17 protein-coding genes are annotated in these 15,530 nt (G+C 69.1%); 12 read left to right on the top strand and 5 right to left on the bottom strand.

What is annotated here, in order from left to right; translation table 11 throughout:
* Positions 1-104 precede the first annotated feature (104 nt).
* From OG205_RS15940 to OG205_RS15920, 5 genes are all read left to right on the top strand, one after another.
* Positions 105-455 carry an STAS domain-containing protein gene (locus OG205_RS15940; RefSeq protein ID WP_330277027.1) on the top strand — a complete coding sequence of 117 codons (351 nt, stop codon included), beginning with the start codon at positions 105-107 and terminating at the stop codon, positions 453-455.
* Entirely contained in the window at positions 448-1,113 is a 666-nt protein-coding gene (locus OG205_RS15935; RefSeq protein WP_330277026.1) for a DUF1345 domain-containing protein, read from the top strand. The genes OG205_RS15940 and OG205_RS15935 overlap by 8 nt, the downstream gene beginning before the upstream one ends.
* Before the next feature lie 151 nt (positions 1,114-1,264).
* Complete coding sequence (locus OG205_RS15930; protein ID WP_330277025.1) at positions 1,265-2,488, top strand: MFS transporter; 1,224 nt, start codon at positions 1,265-1,267, stop codon at positions 2,486-2,488.
* Positions 2,463-2,960 carry a hypothetical protein gene (locus OG205_RS15925; RefSeq protein WP_330277024.1) on the top strand — a complete coding sequence of 166 codons (498 nt, stop codon included), beginning with the start codon at positions 2,463-2,465 and terminating at the stop codon, positions 2,958-2,960. Before OG205_RS15930 ends, OG205_RS15925 begins: the two co-directional genes overlap by 26 nt.
* Positions 2,957-3,220, top strand: coding sequence for a Smr/MutS family protein (locus tag OG205_RS15920; RefSeq protein ID WP_330277023.1), 264 nt, complete (start codon positions 2,957-2,959; stop codon positions 3,218-3,220). The genes OG205_RS15925 and OG205_RS15920 overlap by 4 nt, the downstream gene beginning before the upstream one ends.
* A gap of 1 nt (position 3,221) precedes the next feature.
* Here OG205_RS15920 and OG205_RS15915 read toward each other — a convergent pair whose 3' ends face one another.
* The 4 genes from OG205_RS15915 to OG205_RS15900 all read right to left on the bottom strand — a co-directional run bounded on the left by OG205_RS15915 (position 3,222) and on the right by OG205_RS15900 (position 7,494).
* The gene (locus OG205_RS15915) at positions 3,222-3,986 is read right to left on the bottom strand and encodes an MHYT domain-containing protein (protein ID WP_330277022.1); all 765 of its coding nucleotides are present in this window, start codon (positions 3,984-3,986) and stop codon (positions 3,222-3,224) included.
* A gap of 126 nt (positions 3,987-4,112) precedes the next feature.
* On the bottom strand, positions 4,113-5,126 hold the full coding sequence (locus OG205_RS15910) for a cobalamin B12-binding domain-containing protein (protein WP_330277021.1): 1,014 nt from the start codon (positions 5,124-5,126) through the stop codon (positions 4,113-4,115).
* Positions 5,123-6,508: a PP2C family protein-serine/threonine phosphatase gene (locus OG205_RS15905; RefSeq protein ID WP_330277020.1), complete on the bottom strand. Its 1,386-nt coding sequence runs from the start codon at positions 6,506-6,508 to the stop codon at positions 5,123-5,125. Before OG205_RS15905 ends, OG205_RS15910 begins: the two co-directional genes overlap by 4 nt.
* Before the next feature lie 155 nt (positions 6,509-6,663).
* Positions 6,664-7,494, bottom strand: a complete 831-nt coding sequence (locus tag OG205_RS15900) for a PhzF family phenazine biosynthesis protein (RefSeq protein ID WP_330277019.1) — start codon at positions 7,492-7,494, stop codon at positions 6,664-6,666.
* A gap of 135 nt (positions 7,495-7,629) precedes the next feature.
* On the opposite strand from OG205_RS15900, the gene OG205_RS15895 reads away from it, so the two are divergent.
* On the top strand, positions 7,630-8,868 hold the full coding sequence (locus OG205_RS15895) for an extracellular catalytic domain type 2 short-chain-length polyhydroxyalkanoate depolymerase (protein WP_330277018.1): 1,239 nt from the start codon (positions 7,630-7,632) through the stop codon (positions 8,866-8,868).
* Positions 8,869-8,914: 46 nt separating this feature from the next.
* On the opposite strand, the gene OG205_RS15890 is transcribed toward OG205_RS15895, so the two are convergent.
* Positions 8,915-9,751 carry an endo alpha-1,4 polygalactosaminidase gene (locus OG205_RS15890; RefSeq protein ID WP_330277017.1) on the bottom strand — a complete coding sequence of 279 codons (837 nt, stop codon included), beginning with the start codon at positions 9,749-9,751 and terminating at the stop codon, positions 8,915-8,917.
* A gap of 175 nt (positions 9,752-9,926) precedes the next feature.
* On the opposite strand from OG205_RS15890, the gene OG205_RS15885 reads away from it, so the two are divergent.
* The 6 genes from OG205_RS15885 to OG205_RS15860 are packed head-to-tail and all read left to right on the top strand — an operon-like array spanning position 9,927 to position 15,529.
* Positions 9,927-11,195 carry an ABC transporter substrate-binding protein gene (locus OG205_RS15885; protein ID WP_330277016.1) on the top strand — a complete coding sequence of 423 codons (1,269 nt, stop codon included), beginning with the start codon at positions 9,927-9,929 and terminating at the stop codon, positions 11,193-11,195.
* Positions 11,192-12,082, top strand: coding sequence for a carbohydrate ABC transporter permease (locus tag OG205_RS15880; protein ID WP_330277015.1), 891 nt, complete (start codon positions 11,192-11,194; stop codon positions 12,080-12,082). Before OG205_RS15885 ends, OG205_RS15880 begins: the two co-directional genes overlap by 4 nt.
* A complete protein-coding gene (locus tag OG205_RS15875) occupies positions 12,079-12,885 on the top strand; it encodes a carbohydrate ABC transporter permease (RefSeq protein ID WP_330277014.1) in 807 nt (268 codons plus the stop codon). The genes OG205_RS15880 and OG205_RS15875 overlap by 4 nt, the downstream gene beginning before the upstream one ends.
* Positions 12,886-12,908: 23 nt before the next feature.
* Positions 12,909-13,820, top strand: coding sequence for an SIS domain-containing protein (locus tag OG205_RS15870; protein ID WP_330277013.1), 912 nt, complete (start codon positions 12,909-12,911; stop codon positions 13,818-13,820).
* The gene (locus tag OG205_RS15865) at positions 13,817-14,704 is read left to right on the top strand and encodes a 1-phosphofructokinase family hexose kinase (RefSeq protein ID WP_330277012.1); all 888 of its coding nucleotides are present in this window, start codon (positions 13,817-13,819) and stop codon (positions 14,702-14,704) included. The genes OG205_RS15870 and OG205_RS15865 overlap by 4 nt, the downstream gene beginning before the upstream one ends.
* Before the next feature lie 3 nt (positions 14,705-14,707).
* Complete coding sequence (locus OG205_RS15860; RefSeq protein ID WP_330277011.1) at positions 14,708-15,529, top strand: class II fructose-bisphosphate aldolase; 822 nt, start codon at positions 14,708-14,710, stop codon at positions 15,527-15,529.
* Position 15,530: the final 1 nt, after the last annotated feature.

The following is a 15,530-nucleotide window of genomic DNA, read 5'->3' as shown; positions in this document are numbered from 1 at the left end:
GATGAGCGGCCGGCCTCGCACCGAGGCCGGCCGCTTGTCGTCGTGGGCCGCGGCGAAGAATCGGTTAGCGTGGAGCCGACGATCCGATCAGGAGGCTTCACACCGTGAACGAGGGAACTGCCGCGCTGCTGAGGGTGAACACGGAGAGGCTCGACACCGCTGTCGTGCTGCGCGCCGAGGGCGAGGTCGACTCGTACACCGCGGATCTGTTGCGCGCCAAGCTGTCCGAGGCGTTCGGCGCGGGTCTCCCCGTCGTGCTGGACCTCAGCGACATCGAGTTCTTCGCGTCCATCGGACTCTCCGTGCTCGTGGAGTTCCACCAGCGCGGCGAGGACAGCGGCACACCGTTGCGCCTGGTGTCGCCCAGGGGAAGCGTGCTGCGGGCGCTCAAGGCCACCACCCTGAACGAGACGCTGGACCTGTACCTCGACCTGGACGCGGCCTTGCATGGCTGACCTGCCGTCCCGCTCGATGCCGGACGGTTTCGTGCTGGACCGCACCAAGGTCGTGGTCGCCGTCGCTGCCGGCCTGGTCAGCGGCCTCGCCGTCACGGTCACCGGCCACGGCGAGTTCGGCCTGCTGGTCGGCTGGGACGTCGCCACGCTCGCGTACCTCGTGCGGGCGTGGATGGTCATCTGGCCGATGGACGCCGAGAAGACCGCCCAGCACGCCGTCCGCAACGACCCGACCCGCCGCGTCGCCGAGGTGCTGCTGCTCGTGGCCGCGTTGGCGAGCCTCGTGTCCGTGGGCTTCGTACTGGCCCGCGCGGCACACACCACCGGCGCGTCCGAACTGCTGCGCGTCGGCCTCGGCGTGCTGTCCGTGGTGCTGTCATGGGCTGTGGTGCACACGATCTTCACGTTGCGCTACGCCCGTCTCTACTACTACGGCGCCGACGGCGGCATCGACTTCAACCAGTCCGAACCGCCGGACTACGGCGACTTCGCGTACGTCGCGTTCAGCATCGGCATGACGTTCCAGGTGTCCGACACGAGCCTGTCCGGCCGCGAGATGCGCCGCACGGCCCTGAAGCACGCCCTGTTGTCGTACCTGTTCGGCACCGGTGTGCTGGCCACGACGATCAACCTGGTCGCGAGCATCAGCAGCCAGTGATCACGCCGGGTGGTCTTCCCCGGATGTTCGCCAGGTTCGTGATGTGGGCACGGACAACCCGGCGTCGGCGGCGACCGAGGCGACGGTGTGGCCTGACAGAACACCCTGGTCGACGTTCTTATTCTGTCGGTACTACTACCTGGGGGTAGCTGTGCTCGAAGCACTCAAGGTCAGGGATTTCCGGTTGCTGTGGACCGGGCGAACCGTGAGCATGCTGGGCTCGTGGCTGCTGGTGATCGCCATCCCGGCGCACGTCTACGCGCTCACCGGTTCGCTGCTCGCGACCGGCCTCACGCTCGTCGCCGAGTACCTGCCGCCGTTGCTGCTCGGCCCCGTCGCGGGCGTGCTGACCGACCGCTGGGACCGACGGCGGGTGATGATCGCCGCCGACCTGTTCCGCGCGCTGGCGGTCACGCTGATGTTGTTCGCCACGGCCGGGCACTCGCTCTGGCTCGTCTACGCCGCGTTGATCGCCGAGAGCACGGGCGCCGTGCTGTTCCGTCCGGCCGCGCAGGCGCACATCCCGGTCGTCGTCGGCACGGGCACCGGGCTGAGCAGCGCGAACTCGCTCAACGCCTTCACCGACGGCACGGTCCGTCTCGTCGCGCCACCGCTCGGCGCCGCGATCATGACGCTCACGAGCTTCCAGGCGCTCATCTGGATCGACATCGCGAGCTACCTCGTCTCGGCGGCCGCGATCGCGCTGACGACCCGCCGCCAGGCTCTGGTGGGGAAGCGGGCTCCGGTCGATCTCGCCGGCGGTTGGAAAGTGTTGCGGAGCCTGCCGACCGCGGTGGTGCTGCTGCCGTTGACGGCGATCTTCCTGGCGGCCAACGCCGCGCTGAGCGCACTGCTCGTGCCGTTCGGGATCCAGAGACTCGGTGGCACCGAACAGATCGGGCTCGTCGTGTCCGCGCTCGGGGCCGGGTTCCTGCTCGGCGCCGTGGCGATCCGCAGGCTCGTCGACCGGGTTCAGCCCCGTTACCTGCTCGCGGCGACCCAGCTGGCGACCGCCGTGGCGTTCTTCGTGCTCTTCAGCTCGACCTCGTTGCTCGTCGCCTTGCCCGCCGCGGTGGCCATCGGCGTGTTCGGCTCGATGACCCTCGTGACCCCGCAGACGGTGTTGCAGCGGGTGGTGCCGAACGAGGCACTCGGCCGGATCAGCGCGGTCTTCCTGTCAGCGGAAGCGTTGGCGACGTTGATCGGCGCGCTGGCGGGACCTCTGCTCGCGCAAACGTTGTCGTTGCGCGCTGCCGTGGTGGTCGCCTGTGCCGTCACCGCGGGCGGGGCGCTGGCGGGACTGGCGTTGTGGGACCGGTCCCGTGCCGCCGTCTCTAGTGTCCCGGCTCGTGACGGAACTGGGTGCGGAGCTTGAACGGTATGAGACGAGCAACCGCCGTCGCGCGGTGACGGGAGCGCTGGCGGTGACGGCTGGCACTCCCGTCCTCGTGCTCGGGGTGTTCTCGCTCCTGACGCTCGACGTCGGCCGGGCGGGCCCGATCATGTCCGTCGCCGGGATCATCCTCGGCTGCGGCCTGGGCGCGGTCGTGATGGGGACGATCCTCGCCGTGCAGTCCGTGGCGCGCCATGGCGAGCACTTCACGTTGTACGAGCACGGATTCGTGCACACGTGGGGCGCGAAGACGATCACCGTGCCGTGGACGGACGTCGCCACCGTCACCGACATTGGCAAGAAAACATTTCTGTCCAAGACTTTCGGTGGCGACGTCGCTTGTCAGATCAAGCTGGGCAACGGCCGCAAGGTGACCGTCAACGCCTTCACCGAGGGTGCGGAACTGCTGATCCACCGCGTCTTCGAGGCCACGGGTACTGCTCGGGCAGAATGAACGGCGTGCCGGACAAGCTGACCGTCGACCTGCACCCGATCTTCCGCAGCGACCAGGACATCGCCCAGGCCGTGCGTGCCGCGCTCTTCCGCGCGGCCGGGCAGAAGGTGCCACTGGTCGAGATCATCACGGGCAAGGGCTCGGGCAAGCTCAAGGCCCGCGTGCTCGCCATGCTGAAGCAGCCGCACGTCAAGAAGCTCTACTGGCGCGTGGAGGTCGCGCCGGGCAACGACGGCATGGTGCTCGTGCACCTCAAGTAGCTCAGCGTTCGCTGGCCCGTCGCATGACGCGGGCGAGCAGCTCGGCTTCCTCGCTGCCTTCCTCGTCGTTGGACGTGAGGGCGAGCAGGAAGATGATGATCACGCTGACACCGGCACCGCCGATGATCAGCGACGTGATCAGCTCCTGCGAGTTGCCGACGACGATCGACGCGCTGTGGTCGTGCGCCATGCTCATCGCGTACATGCCGGTGTAGTGCATTCCCGTGACGGCCACGCCCATCACCAGGGCGGCGCCGATGACGGCGGCGAAGCCACTGACCTTCCGCGTGAACCACAGCGCGACGGTCGAGGCGACCACGGCGATCACGATGGAGAGCGCCACGAGACCGATGTTGTAGGAGACGTCGGCGTTGATCACGATCGCGGCCATGCCGGTGTAGTGCATCGCGGCGACGCCGAGTCCGGTGACGAGCCCGCCGGCGGCGAGCGGCCAGAAGCGCGTGTCGCCGTTCACGCCGTACCGCCGCACCAGGAACAGGCCGGCGGCGACCACCACGATGGCGACGACCATGCTCAGCAACGTGATGGGGATGTCGTAGGAGACGTTCGCGCCCATCCAGGTGCCGAGCATCGCGGTGAAGTGCATGCCCCAGATGCCGAGCCCGCCGATCGACACCGCGGCCACGGCGATCCACCAGTTCCGTGTCGTCCTGTTCGCGTTTCGCGCGCGTTCAGCGGACAGGAGACCGAGCACCGAGCCGAGGACCGCGACGACGTAGGCAGCGATCGGTGTGAGCGTCCCCATGTCCATATCGGAGATGAAAACATTTCGAATCTATGTGACACAAGACCGCTGTGGACACTGGTACCAGGGAAAACGTTGTGCGATCAGACGAACACGCCGAGTGCGCACTGTCCGTCCACAAAGGAATCACACGGGCAGTGACCGATCGGGTGCAGCGAGCATCCGCTGGGCGCGCGGAAAGTCCCGAAGTTGTACTGAGAGTAGGTCCAGGGCGGGTTCCAGCACCTGCGCCGGCACCCCGCGGGCGTTGAGCACCTCGCCGGTCCAGGAGAGGAAGTCGCGGAACAACGAGTCGTCGTCCACGTACAGCGCGGTCGCCAGGTACTCCACGATGTGCGCGAGATCCTCGGCCGTGTGCTGCCGCTGCTGGTCGGTGTAGGACCCCATGGCGGGCACGCGTTCCTCAAGGCCGCGGTACACCGACCGCACGAGGTCGCGGGCGCTGCGGGTCACCAGCGTGTACTCCTGGTCCGCGAGATGCGGCAGGTCGTCGACGGGCTGGTGCGGCGCGCTCGGCGGCTGAATCGTCTGGGACAGCAACATGTCCGCGGCGGACCGGGCGTCGGCGGCCCACGCGTTCGCGCCGAACCGCCGCGCGTACACGCCGTCCACGCCGAACGCGGCGCCGCCCACCATCACCGGCACACCCGTCGCCTGGCACGCCGTCATCGTCGCATGCGCCACCGGCAGCCGGGTCGCGATCGAACTCGACAGCGCCACCACGTCCGGGCTGGTGCGGTGCAGGTACGTGATGAGGTGCGGCGCCGGCACCTGCGCGCCCAGGTAGTCGACGGCGAAACCGCGCAACGACAACACCTCCGCCAGCAACCGCGCGGGCAACGCGTGCCACTCGCCGTCCACGCACGCCACCGTCACGCGCCCGTGGATCGCTTCCCGCCGGGGCCTGGTGATCGACAACGCGGTGACCGCGCGGTCGTTGATCGCGGTGATCGCGTGCTCCTGCGCCACGCTGATCCGGTTCACGGCCCACTCCCGGCCGACCCGGTGCTGCACCGCGCCGACCACGTCGAGCAGCACGACCTCGTGGCCGTGCTCGGCCGCCGCTTCGAGCACCACGTCGGTCGCGCGGTGCTCGTCGCCGTCGAGCGCGGCCTCCCACAGGGCGTCGACCGCCTTCACGAGGACCTCCTGCGGGGCGCGGTGATCGCGAGAACCGCCATGTCGTCGTGCGTGCCGCTGCCGACCCATTGTGCGGCGAGCATGTGCACGTGTTCGACCAGCGCCTCGGCCGGCATGCCGCCGCAGGCCGTGAGAGCGCGGTGCAGGCGGTCCTCGCCGAACTCCTCGTCGCCCAGCGGACCGCCGTTGGCCTCGGTGATGCCGTCGGTGTAGAGCAGGCACGAGTCGCCGGGCGCCAGCAGCACCTCGTCGGTGGCCGTCACGATCCGCGGCAGGATGCCGACGAGCGTGCCCTTGGTCCTGGCCGCCTCGACCGTGCCGTTCGCCCGCACGATCAACGGCGGCAGGTGCCCGCCTGAGGTCAGCGTCACGCGCAGACCTTCGTCCACAGGACGCACGGTGCCCACGACCGTCGTGATGAAGCGGGACTGGTCCGTCGTGAGCAGCGCCTGGTTGAGGGCGTGCAGCACCTTGTCGTGGTCGGTCACCACCTGCAGAAGCGCATGCACGGCCGTGCGGACCTTGCCGGTCTGTGCCGCCGCGTCGAGTCCTTTGCCGCACACGTCGCCGAGGACGACGAACAGTTCGTCGTCCGGCAGTTCGTGCACGTCGTAGAAGTCGCCGCCGACGCGTTCGGTGTCGCCCGCCGCACGGTAGCGCCCGGCCAGTTCGACCTTCTCGTACCGGCGCAGCACGGGCGGCAGCAGGTCACGCGTGAGCCGATCGGTGATCACGGCCTGCTGGGTGAACAGGCTCGCCGCCGAGATGGCCACGCCCGCCCGCGAGGCGAACAGCCGCGCGAACGTCTCCTCGTCGTCGGTGAAGTGCTTGTCCCGCCGGATGAGGATCAACGCACCGGCCGGCACGCCGTGGCCGGGCAGGGGAGTGACGACGATCGAGACCACGTCCTGAGCCAGCCAGCCGGGTGCCGCGGCCGGGTCGATCCAGCGCGACGGCACCGGCGGGAAGCCGCGCAACGCCTCGCTGAGTCCGATGACCTCCTCGACGTCGACGTGCTGCAGTTCGTACGTCGGCGACTCGCCGCGCAGGCAGCGCGTGACGGGGTGGCCGTGGTCGGACTGGGGAGCGATCACCAGCGCCTCGTCCGCGAGGTGCGCGGCGGCGAGTTCGGCGACGACGGTCATGCACCGCTCGGGGTTGAGCGACGTCATCAGGGCGCTGGACATCCGTGCCAGCAGCGCGGCCCGCTCCCGTTCCAGCAGCAGGTCGGTCTCGTCGAGCAACCACCAGGTGACCGAGCCGTCCTCGTTGTCGACCCGATGCGCGGCATAGCTGCGTTCCGCGACGTGCACAGACTCGCCGTGCCGCCACTTAGGCGGTACGACCTGTTCCGGAAAGAGCGACTTGGCTGCGTCGTTCATGCCGTGCACCGCACCGACGGCGTCAACGACCAGCGCGGGACACGGCGAACGCAACCAGCTGGATACCGTGACCACGTCCCGAGTGTCCACCAGAAGCCGATCAAGAACAACGTTTGACACGCCCGCGGAACGGGTAGGGTGTCCTCAAAGGACGATCACAACGCCACCTGTCCGGTGACGCCGACCACGATGTTCCCGCCGACCCAGATCTCGCCGCCGTCCTGCGAGAGGTGGACTCGCCCGCGTCGTCCGAGCGCGGTGCCCTGGGCCGCGACGTAATTCTGCCGCGCGATCCCCGCAGGAATCAACCACTGGGCGATCGAGGCGTTGAGGCTGCCGGTCACCGGATCCTCCTCGAACCGGCTGCCCTCGTTGACGAACGCCCGCACCTCGAACGCCACGTCGCCACCATCGGCGTGCGGCCCGACCACCCCGATGCCCCTGAACGCACCGAACCGCTGGTAGTCGGGCCGCACCGCCAGCACGGCGTCAGCGGAACGCAGCAGCACCGCGACCCAGCCCGGCCCGTTGTCGGCCCACCGCGCGTCAGCGATCTCCTCCGGCTCGATCGCCAGCGCCGCCGCCAGATCGCCCACGTTCTCCACCGGCCCGCCGCGCAGGAGCGGGGGAGCGGCGAACGCCAGCCGCGTACCGTCGCGGCGCACCACGACCAGCCCGGCGCCGCACTCCTGCACCAGCCGATCCGGGTCGCGCGGGGTGTTCCCGGCGGTCAGCCACGCGTGGGCGGATCCGAGCGTCGGATGACCCGCGAACGGCAGCTCGCGGCTCACCGTGAAGATCCGCACCCGGTAGTCGGCGGCGGGGTCCGTCGCAGGAAGCAGGAACGTGGTCTCGGCGAGGTTCGTCCAGTTCGCGAACGCCGCCATCTCCTCCGTGGACAGGCCCTCCGCGTCGTGCACGACCGCGAGTGCGTTGCCCTTCATGAACTCGTCGGTGAACACGTCGACCTGACTGAACGTCCGCATCAGGCCAACCTACTGTCAATGGTGCGGTTCGACGTCTGACCGCGCCGCGAGGTGGCGACGGCACACGTGGTGCCGTCCAGTTATCGGCTCTTAACCTCAAACCCATGTCCTGCCTGCAATGACGGAGGCGAACACATGCGATTGAGGAACGCTCTCGTGACACTCGCGGCGGCCACCGGCCTGGCCGCGGCTTCCCTGTCGATCTCGCTCGCGGCGGTCCCGCCACCGCAGCCCGGCACGCTCACCAAGTACGACATCACGGGCACCTACGTCAGCGGTGTGTCCTCCGGCGGCTACCTGGCCAACCAGCTGCACGTCGCGTACTCCAGCGTGTTCCAGGGCGCGGGCATCTTCTCCGCCGGCGCCTACGACTGCGCGCAGAACAACGTGAACACCGCGCTTCTCGCGTGCATGGACACCTTCCAGCCGCGCAAGACGCCCGCCGAGCTGGAACAGCTGACCCGCACCCGTGCGGCGGCGGGCACGGTCGACCCTCCGGCGAACCTCTCCGGCGACCCGGTGTGGCTGTTCCACGGCAGCGCCGACGACACGGTCGACCGCGTGGTGAACGACGATCTCGCCGCCTACTACCGCGACTTCGGCGCGCGGGTCGCCTACAACAACACCAGTGCGGCCGGGCACGCGTGGGTCAGCCCGATCGGCCCGAACGCCTGCGGTGTCACGACTTCGCCGTACGTCAACAAGTGCGGGACGACCGACCCGGTCAAGGAGATGCTGGGCCACCTGTTCGGTCCGGTGAACGCCGCCGCCCCGACGTTGTCCGGCAAGCTCGTCCAGTTCGACCAGAACGCCTACGCGCCCGGCGGCAACGCGGCGTCGATCAGCATGGGACGCGAGGGGTTCGCTTACGTGCCAAGGGCGTGCGACACCGGCCCGTGCAAGCTCATGGTGACGCTGCACGGCTGCTACCAGTACTACGGTCTGGTCGGCAACGCGTTGATGGACAAGGCCTATCTCAACGAGTACGCCGACACCAACAACATGATCGTGCTCTATCCGCAGGCCACCACGATGACCGGGAACCCGCGCGGCTGCTGGGACTGGTGGGGCTACCAGTCGCCGCAGTACGCGCTCAGGACCGGCCCGCAGATGACCGCCGTGGTGAACATGGTCAAGGCGCTGAGCACCAGCGGACCACCGCCCACGACCACCACGACGACCACAACCACGACCACGCCGCCGACCTCGCAGTGCGTCACCGCGAGCAACTATGCCCACACCGTCGCCGGCCGCGCCTACGCCAACCTGGGCCAGACCTACGCGCTGGGCTCCCACCAGCCTCTGGGGCTGTGGAACACCTTCACCACCAGCACGATCCGGCAGTCCGCACCGAGTTATTGGGTGAAGTGCTGACCGGATGAACTCCGGGGTGGCGGCGTGCACCGCCACCCCGGTCCTGTCAGCAGTGGTCGAACGCGTACCCGGACTGGCCGGGCCCGACGAGGTAGCGGTCGCGCAACGTCGTGGTGGCAGGGGTGTCCGGGTCGTTGCACACGTCCTCGAACGTGCCGCGCAGGTCATCGGTGTACTCGATGTCCATCACGTGCTCGTTGTACACGTCGGAGTACGACGAGCACTCTTCCCAGCGGTGGCATTCCTCGGAGACCGCGAAGTCGAAACCGACCTCGGAGCGTCCTCGGGCGGCCTGCTCGGCCGAGTTCTTCTGGCCGATGGCGAGGCCTCGGTTGTGCGAGCGGTCGGCGAGCAGCTTCGCGTAGGCGAGGTTGTTGCTCACGCTCAGCTTGCCCTTGGACCGCAGGTAGGAGTCGAGGTTGTCCACCTCGACGGCCTTGAAGCCCTTGGTCGCGCACTGGTCGATGGTGCCGCCGATGATGCCGGCGAGCTCGGTGCGCTTGGCCGACGTCGACGTGTCGAGCAGGAACTCGTCCGGCCAGTTCGGGTCGATGATCGGCTTGCCCGACGAGTCCTTGAGGATCAGGTGACCGCGCTGGTTCAGCCAGACGTTGCGGTCCCCGGGTTGTGTCTGGAACCCGTTGACGTAACAGATGTTGTAGATGCCGGGCGCGGTGGTGGCCGTGCTGTCGCGCGTCACGAGGTTCACGCCCTGGGGTGGCGTGTACGCGGCACCGAGCTGGTAGTCGAGCACCGCGTTGACAGGGGGGAGCTCGAACGCGGCGGCCGCCTGGCCGGACGAGGTCAGGGGTCCGGCCACGCAGGCAGCCAGCGCGACTGCGGCTAACGCGGTCCCGGCGAGGGCGCGGGCAGGGGAGGTCATAGGCGCCAAACTCCTTGATCGCTCACAAGTGGTGATTGAGTGTGAGCGACTCTAGCGATAACCGGCGTAACGGGCCAGTAAGCAATCTCAATCGGTCACAACTCTTGCTTGTTTGAGCGATTCGCGCTTAGTGTTCGCGACCACACAGCCGCATCCACGAAGCGAGGGAGTCGACATGGCGGACGGCAGAGGGCTCAGTCGCCGCACGGTGCTCACGATGGGTGCCGCGCTCGTCATGACGGCCGCGTGCGGAACGGGCTCCGGCGGGAACGGCAAGGTGAAGGTGTGGCACGGCTACACCGACAAGGAGGCCGCCGCGTTCGACAAGCTCGCGGCGCGCTGGAACACCACGCACCCCGACCGGCAGGTCGAGCTGGTGTTCAACGGCGGCAACGACAACGTGCTGCAGAAGACGCTGGCGTCCTTCGCATCGGGCAACCCGCCGGAGGTCGCCTACCAGTACGGCTCCTCGATCACCGGGCTCACCGGCCGCCCGCAGACGCAGGACCTGACCGACGCGCTGCGCGGGGACGCGGAGTTCCGCTGGGACGACCTGTTCCCGGCGGGCCGGGAGGCCGCGACGGTGGACGGGAAGATCTACGGCGTCCCCGCGCTCGTCGACAACCTCTCGCTCGTCTACAACAAGAAGCTGTTCGACGAGGCCAAGATCGCGCACCCGACCGAGTCCTGGACGTGGGACGACTTCCGGTCCGCCGCGCAGAAGCTCACCTCCGACGGCAAGTTCGGCTGGGCCTACGTCAACGACGGCACCGAGGACACCGTCTGGCGGTTCCTCGCCCTGCTCTGGCAGGCCGGAGGCGACCTGCTCGCCCCGGACGGCAAGAAGGCCGCGTTCGCCTCCGACGCCGGCCGGCAGGCCATGCAGTTGTTGCGCGACATGGCCGTCACGGACAAGTCGGTGTACCTGGACGCGGGCGACCAGCAGTACCTCAACCTCTTCAACTCCGGCCGCATCGGCATGCTGTGGACGGGCCCGTGGGACCTCGGCTCCATCAACGAGGACGTCTCCTACGGCGTGCAGATCCTGCCCGGCAAGGTCACCCACGCGACGATCGCCGGTCCGGACACGTTTGTCGTGTTCGGTGAAAACGGTCGCAACAACGCGTTGCCGTTCCTGAAGTGGCTGCTCTCGGCGGAGGTCCACCTGGAGTTCGCCATGGAGACCGGTCACCTGCCGATCCGGCAGTCCGAAGTGGACCTCGCGGGCTACGCCGAGTTCGAGGCCAAGTACCCCGGCACCAAGGTGTTCGTCGACAACCTCGCGAAGAACGTGACGAAGTCGCGGCCGAACATCCCGCAGTACCCGAAGATCTCGCAGGTCCTCGGCACCGCCGTGCAGTCGGTCCTGCTCGGCCAGGCCGAACCCCAGGCCGCGCTCGACCAGGCGCGGACCGAGGTCGACCAGGTGCTGGCGGGCTCATGACGCTCGACCGACGCCGGCTGGCCGACCACACCGCCGGGTGGGGGTTCGCCGCGCCCGCGGTGATCCTGATCGGCGTGTTCGGCCTCGTCCCCGTGGTGTGGTCGATCGTGCTGTCCTTCCAGCACACCGACCTCACCTCGCCGGGCACGTTCGCGGGCGGCGACAACTACGCCAAGCTCGTCGCCGACCCGCTGTTCTGGGACGCGGCCAGGCGCACGCTGGTCTACGTCGTGCTGTTCGTGCCGATCACGCTCGCGCTCGCGTTGCCGATCGCGGTGATGCTCAACCAGCAGATCCGCGGAGTCGTGTTCTACCGCCTCGCCGTGTCCGTGCCGCTGGTGACCTCGACGGTCGCGACCGGCATCATGTTCAGCTGGCTGGCGAACCCGCAGTTCGGGCTGGTCAACGCCGCGCTGGACGCGGTGGGACTGCCGAAGCAGGGGTTCTTCTCCGATCCCGGCCAGGCGCTGTTCGCCGTCGTGGCGATGACGGTGTGGGGCTGGCTCGGGTTCGCGGTCATCATCTACCTGGCGGCACTGCAGAACGTGCCGAAGGACCTGCTCGAAGCGTCCTCTTTGGACGGCTGTGGCCGGGCCCGGTCGTTCTGGCACGTCGAACTTCCGCTGGTGGCGCCCGCCACGGGCTTTCTCCTGGTGTGGCTCACGATCAACGGCCTGCAGCTCTTCGACGCGGTCTACGTGACGACCAAGGGCGGACCGCTGCGCGCGACCACCGTGCTCGTCTACCACCTCTACAACGAGGCGTTCGTCAGCTTCGACGGCGGGTACGCGGCGGCGATCGGCTGCGCGGTGTTCCTGATCATCGGCGTGTTCACCCTGGCCCAGCTGCGGTTCAACCGCCGCACGTCGCACTACGAGGTTCGATGAGAAGGCCCAGCGCTCTGCACCTGATCCTGTTCCCGCTGTCCGTCGTCATGGTGACGCCGCTGGTGTGGATGCTGCTGGTGTCGGTGTCCACCCGGGAGGAGTCACGCCGCTTCCCGCCCGGCCTGCCGAGCGGGATCGAGTGGGAGAACTACCTCGCGGCGATGCGGGACGCGCCGCTGGGATCGTGGCTGGTCAACAGCTTCGTCGTGTCCGTCGTCTGCGTGGCCGGCAACCTGCTGCTCTGCTCGCTGGCGGGCTACGCGTTCGCACGCATCCCGTTCTTCGGCAGCAAGGTCGCGTTCGTCCTCATGCTCGCGACGCTGATGGTGCCGTTCCAGATCGTCATGCTGCCGCTGCTGATCATGATGCGGTCGCTCGGGCTGATCGACACCCTCGGCGCGCTGATCGCGCCGAACCTGGCCACCGCGTTCGGGGTGTTCCTGATGCGGCAGTTCTTCACGACCCTGCCCAGGGAGCTGGAGGAGGCCGCGCGGATCGATGGCGCGAGCCGGCTGCGGACGTTGCTGCAGGTGCTGCTCCCGCTGATGCGACCCACCCTCGCGACCCTCGCCGTGCTCACGTTCCTGCAGACCTGGAACGACTTCCTGTGGCCGCTCATCGCGGTGCAGAGCCCAGAGGTCATGACCGTCCAACTGGGACTGCAGAGCTTCCAGGGCGCGCACACCACCAACTGGCCGAAGCTCATGGCCGGCACGGTGCTGAGCCAGCTGCCCGTCCTGCTCGTCTTCTTCTTCGCCCAGCGGTTCTTCGTGCGGTCGGTGGCCGCAGCGGGCATCAAGTGACTGAACAACCAAAGGAATCCGCCATGCACACCAGTTCCGCCGCGCAGCTGCACACCACCGCCGAGATCGCGTCCCAACCCGCGTGCTGGCGCCGGGCCGTCGCACTCGCCACCGACCCCGCCGTCGTCGCCGCCCTGCCCGCACCCGGTGAGCGCGTCGCGGTGGTCGGCTGCGGCACGTCGTTCTTCATGGCCCAGGCCTACGCCCGGCTGCGAGAGGACGAGGGACTGGGCGAGACCGACGCGTTCGCCGCCTCGGAGTTCCCGTTCAGCCGCACCTACGACCGCGTCGTGGCGCTGTCCCGGTCCGGCACCACGACCGAGGTGATCGACGTGCTGCGGCGGCTGCGGGTGCCCACGACGGCCATCGTCGGCACCCCCGGCACCCCGGTCACCGAGCTGGCCGACCAGGTGGTCGCGCTGGAGTTCGCCGACGAACGCTCCGTCGTCCAGACGCGGTTCGCGACGACCGCGCTCGTCCTGCTGCGCGCCCACCTCGGCGAACGACTGGAGCGCGCGATCCTCGACGCCGAACAGGCTCTCGCCGACCCGCTGACCCCGGACCTGGTGGAGCGCAACCAGTTCACCTTCCTCGGCGGCGCGCCCTGGACCACCGGACTGGCCGCCGAGGCCGCGCTGAAGATGCGCGAGGCGTCGCTGAGCTGGGCCGAGTCCTACCCGGCAGCCGAGTACCGGCACGGGCCGATCGCGATCACCGACGAGAGCTCGCTGGTCTGGGTGTTCGGCACGGCGCCGGAAGGCCTCGAACTCGACGTCACCGGCGTCGGCGGACGGTGGATCGCCCGAGACCGCGACCCGCTCGCCGAACTCGTCGCGGTGCACCGGCTCGCCGTGGAGGTGGCGCTGCTGCGGGGCCTGCACCCCGACACCCCGCGCAACCTGACCCGGTCGGTGATCCTCGACGGCACGCCATGAGGGCGTTGACCGTCACGCTCAACGCGGCACTGGACGTCACCTACCGGGTCGGCGCGCTGCGGCCGGGCGCCACCCACCGCGTCACCGACGTCGCCGTCCGTGCGGGCGGCAAGGGCGTCAACGTGGCACGAGTGCTGCACGCGCTTGGTGTGCCCGTGCTCGCCACTGGGCTGGCGGGTGGCGGCGCGGGTGTGGCGCTGCGCGACGACCTGGTGCTTTCCGGTGTGCCACAGGCCATGTTCCCGATCGCGGGGGAGACCCGGCGCACGGTCACCGTGGTCGCCGAGTCGGGGCAGGCCACGCTCTTCGCCGAACCCGGCCCGTCGGTCACGTCCGGGGAGTGGGCGGAGTTCCTCGGCCACTACCGGGAACTCGCCGTCGTCGCCGACGTCGTCGTGCTGTCCGGGTCACTGCCGAAAGGACTGCCGGTCGACGCCTACGCGACGCTCGTGCGCACGACGTCCGTGCCGGTGGTGCTGGACGCGGACGGGCCCGCGCTGGCGGCGGGAGCCTCCGCAGGACCCGCCGTCATCACCCCGAACCGCGGTGAGCTCACGGCAGCGTCCGAAAAGGACGATCCGCTCGCTCTCGGCGCGGTCGCCGCACTCGTGTCCGATGGCGCACAAGGGATGACCGCGTACACCTCCGAGGGCGTGTGGACGGCGGCTCCGCCCGAGGTGATCACGGGCAATCCGACCGGGGCCGGTGACGCCGCCGTCGCCGCGCTGGTCGCCTCATGGAACCTGCCGTGGCCGCGACGCCTCGCCGAAGCGGTCGCGTTGTCGGCCGCCGCCGTGCGCGCCCCGCTCGCCGGCGACTTCGACCGCGCCTTCTACGACCAGCACCGGGCGGACATCACGCCCAGGAAAGTTCACGAGGACTAGAACATGCCGTTGGTCCAGCTTCGAGAGATGATCGGCGGGCCCGCACAGGTGCCCGCGTTCAACGTGATCCAGGTCGAGCACGCCGAGGCGATCGCCGCCGCGGCGCAGGAGACAGGCGCTTCCGTGGTGCTGCAGATCAGCGAGAACGCTGTGCGCTACCACGGGTCTCTGCGTCCGATCGGTGCCGCCGCGCTGTCGGTCGCCGCGTCCGCGTCCACCCCGATCGCGGTGCACCTCGACCACGCGACGTCCGAGGACCTCGTGCGCGAGGCCGTGCGGATCGGGTTCGGGTCCGTGATGTTCGACGCCTCCGCGTGCCCGCACGAGGAGAACGTCGCCCGCACCGCCGAAGTCGTGCGCCTATGTCACGAGTCCGGTGTCGGCGTCGAGGCGGAACTCGGTGAGATCGGTGGGAAGGACGGCGTGCACGCACCGGGCGTGCGCACCGACCCGGACGACGCCGCCGCGTACGTGGCGGCGACCGGGGTGGACTTCCTCGCCGTCGCGGTCGGGTCGTCGCACGCCATGCTGACCCGCGACGCCGAGCTCGACTTCGAGCTGATCGCGTTGCTGCACCAGGCCGTGCCGGTGCCGCTGGTGCTGCACGGGTCGTCCGGTGTCGCCGACGAGAGCCTCGCGGCCGCCGTGCGCTCCGGGATGTGGAAGATCAACATCGCCACGCAGCTCAACAAGCACTTCACCGCGAGCGTGCGGACCGTGCTCGACGACCACCCGACGCTCGTCGACCCCCGGCGCTACCTCGGCGCCGGTCGTGAGGCCATGTCCGCCGAGGTCGCTCGGCTCATCCGGGTACTGGAAGGCTGAT

The sequence above is a fragment of the Lentzea sp. NBC_00516 genome (assembly GCF_036346835.1).
Lineage (GTDB): Bacteria > Actinomycetota > Actinomycetes > Mycobacteriales > Pseudonocardiaceae > Lentzea > Lentzea sokolovensis.
Note: the sequence above shows the minus strand (reverse complement) of the source record. Positions and strands in the feature narration are given on the sequence as shown.

What these genes read in the sequence shown, in the direction of transcription:
- OG205_RS15935 (WP_330277026.1), top strand. Translation starts at nt 448, where the DNA reads ATGGCTGACCTGCCGTCCCGCTCGATGCCGGACGGTTTCGTGCTGGAC.
- OG205_RS15880 (WP_330277015.1), top strand. Translation starts at nt 11,192, where the DNA reads ATGACGCTCGACCGACGCCGGCTGGCCGACCACACCGCCGGGTGGGGG.
- OG205_RS15920 (WP_330277023.1), top strand. Translation starts at nt 2,957, where the DNA reads ATGAACGGCGTGCCGGACAAGCTGACCGTCGACCTGCACCCGATCTTC.
- OG205_RS15870 (WP_330277013.1), top strand. Translation starts at nt 12,909, where the DNA reads ATGCACACCAGTTCCGCCGCGCAGCTGCACACCACCGCCGAGATCGCG.
- OG205_RS15905 (WP_330277020.1), bottom strand. Translation starts at nt 6,508, where the DNA reads ATGAACGACGCAGCCAAGTCGCTCTTTCCGGAACAGGTCGTACCGCCT.
- OG205_RS15875 (WP_330277014.1), top strand. Translation starts at nt 12,079, where the DNA reads ATGAGAAGGCCCAGCGCTCTGCACCTGATCCTGTTCCCGCTGTCCGTC.
- OG205_RS15915 (WP_330277022.1), bottom strand. Translation starts at nt 3,986, where the DNA reads ATGGGGACGCTCACACCGATCGCTGCCTACGTCGTCGCGGTCCTCGGC.
- OG205_RS15900 (WP_330277019.1), bottom strand. Translation starts at nt 7,494, where the DNA reads ATGCGGACGTTCAGTCAGGTCGACGTGTTCACCGACGAGTTCATGAAG.
- OG205_RS15865 (WP_330277012.1), top strand. Translation starts at nt 13,817, where the DNA reads ATGAGGGCGTTGACCGTCACGCTCAACGCGGCACTGGACGTCACCTAC.
- OG205_RS15890 (WP_330277017.1), bottom strand. Translation starts at nt 9,751, where the DNA reads ATGACCTCCCCTGCCCGCGCCCTCGCCGGGACCGCGTTAGCCGCAGTC.
- OG205_RS15860 (WP_330277011.1), top strand. Translation starts at nt 14,708, where the DNA reads ATGCCGTTGGTCCAGCTTCGAGAGATGATCGGCGGGCCCGCACAGGTG.
- OG205_RS15895 (WP_330277018.1), top strand. Translation starts at nt 7,630, where the DNA reads ATGCGATTGAGGAACGCTCTCGTGACACTCGCGGCGGCCACCGGCCTG.
- OG205_RS15885 (WP_330277016.1), top strand. Translation starts at nt 9,927, where the DNA reads ATGGCGGACGGCAGAGGGCTCAGTCGCCGCACGGTGCTCACGATGGGT.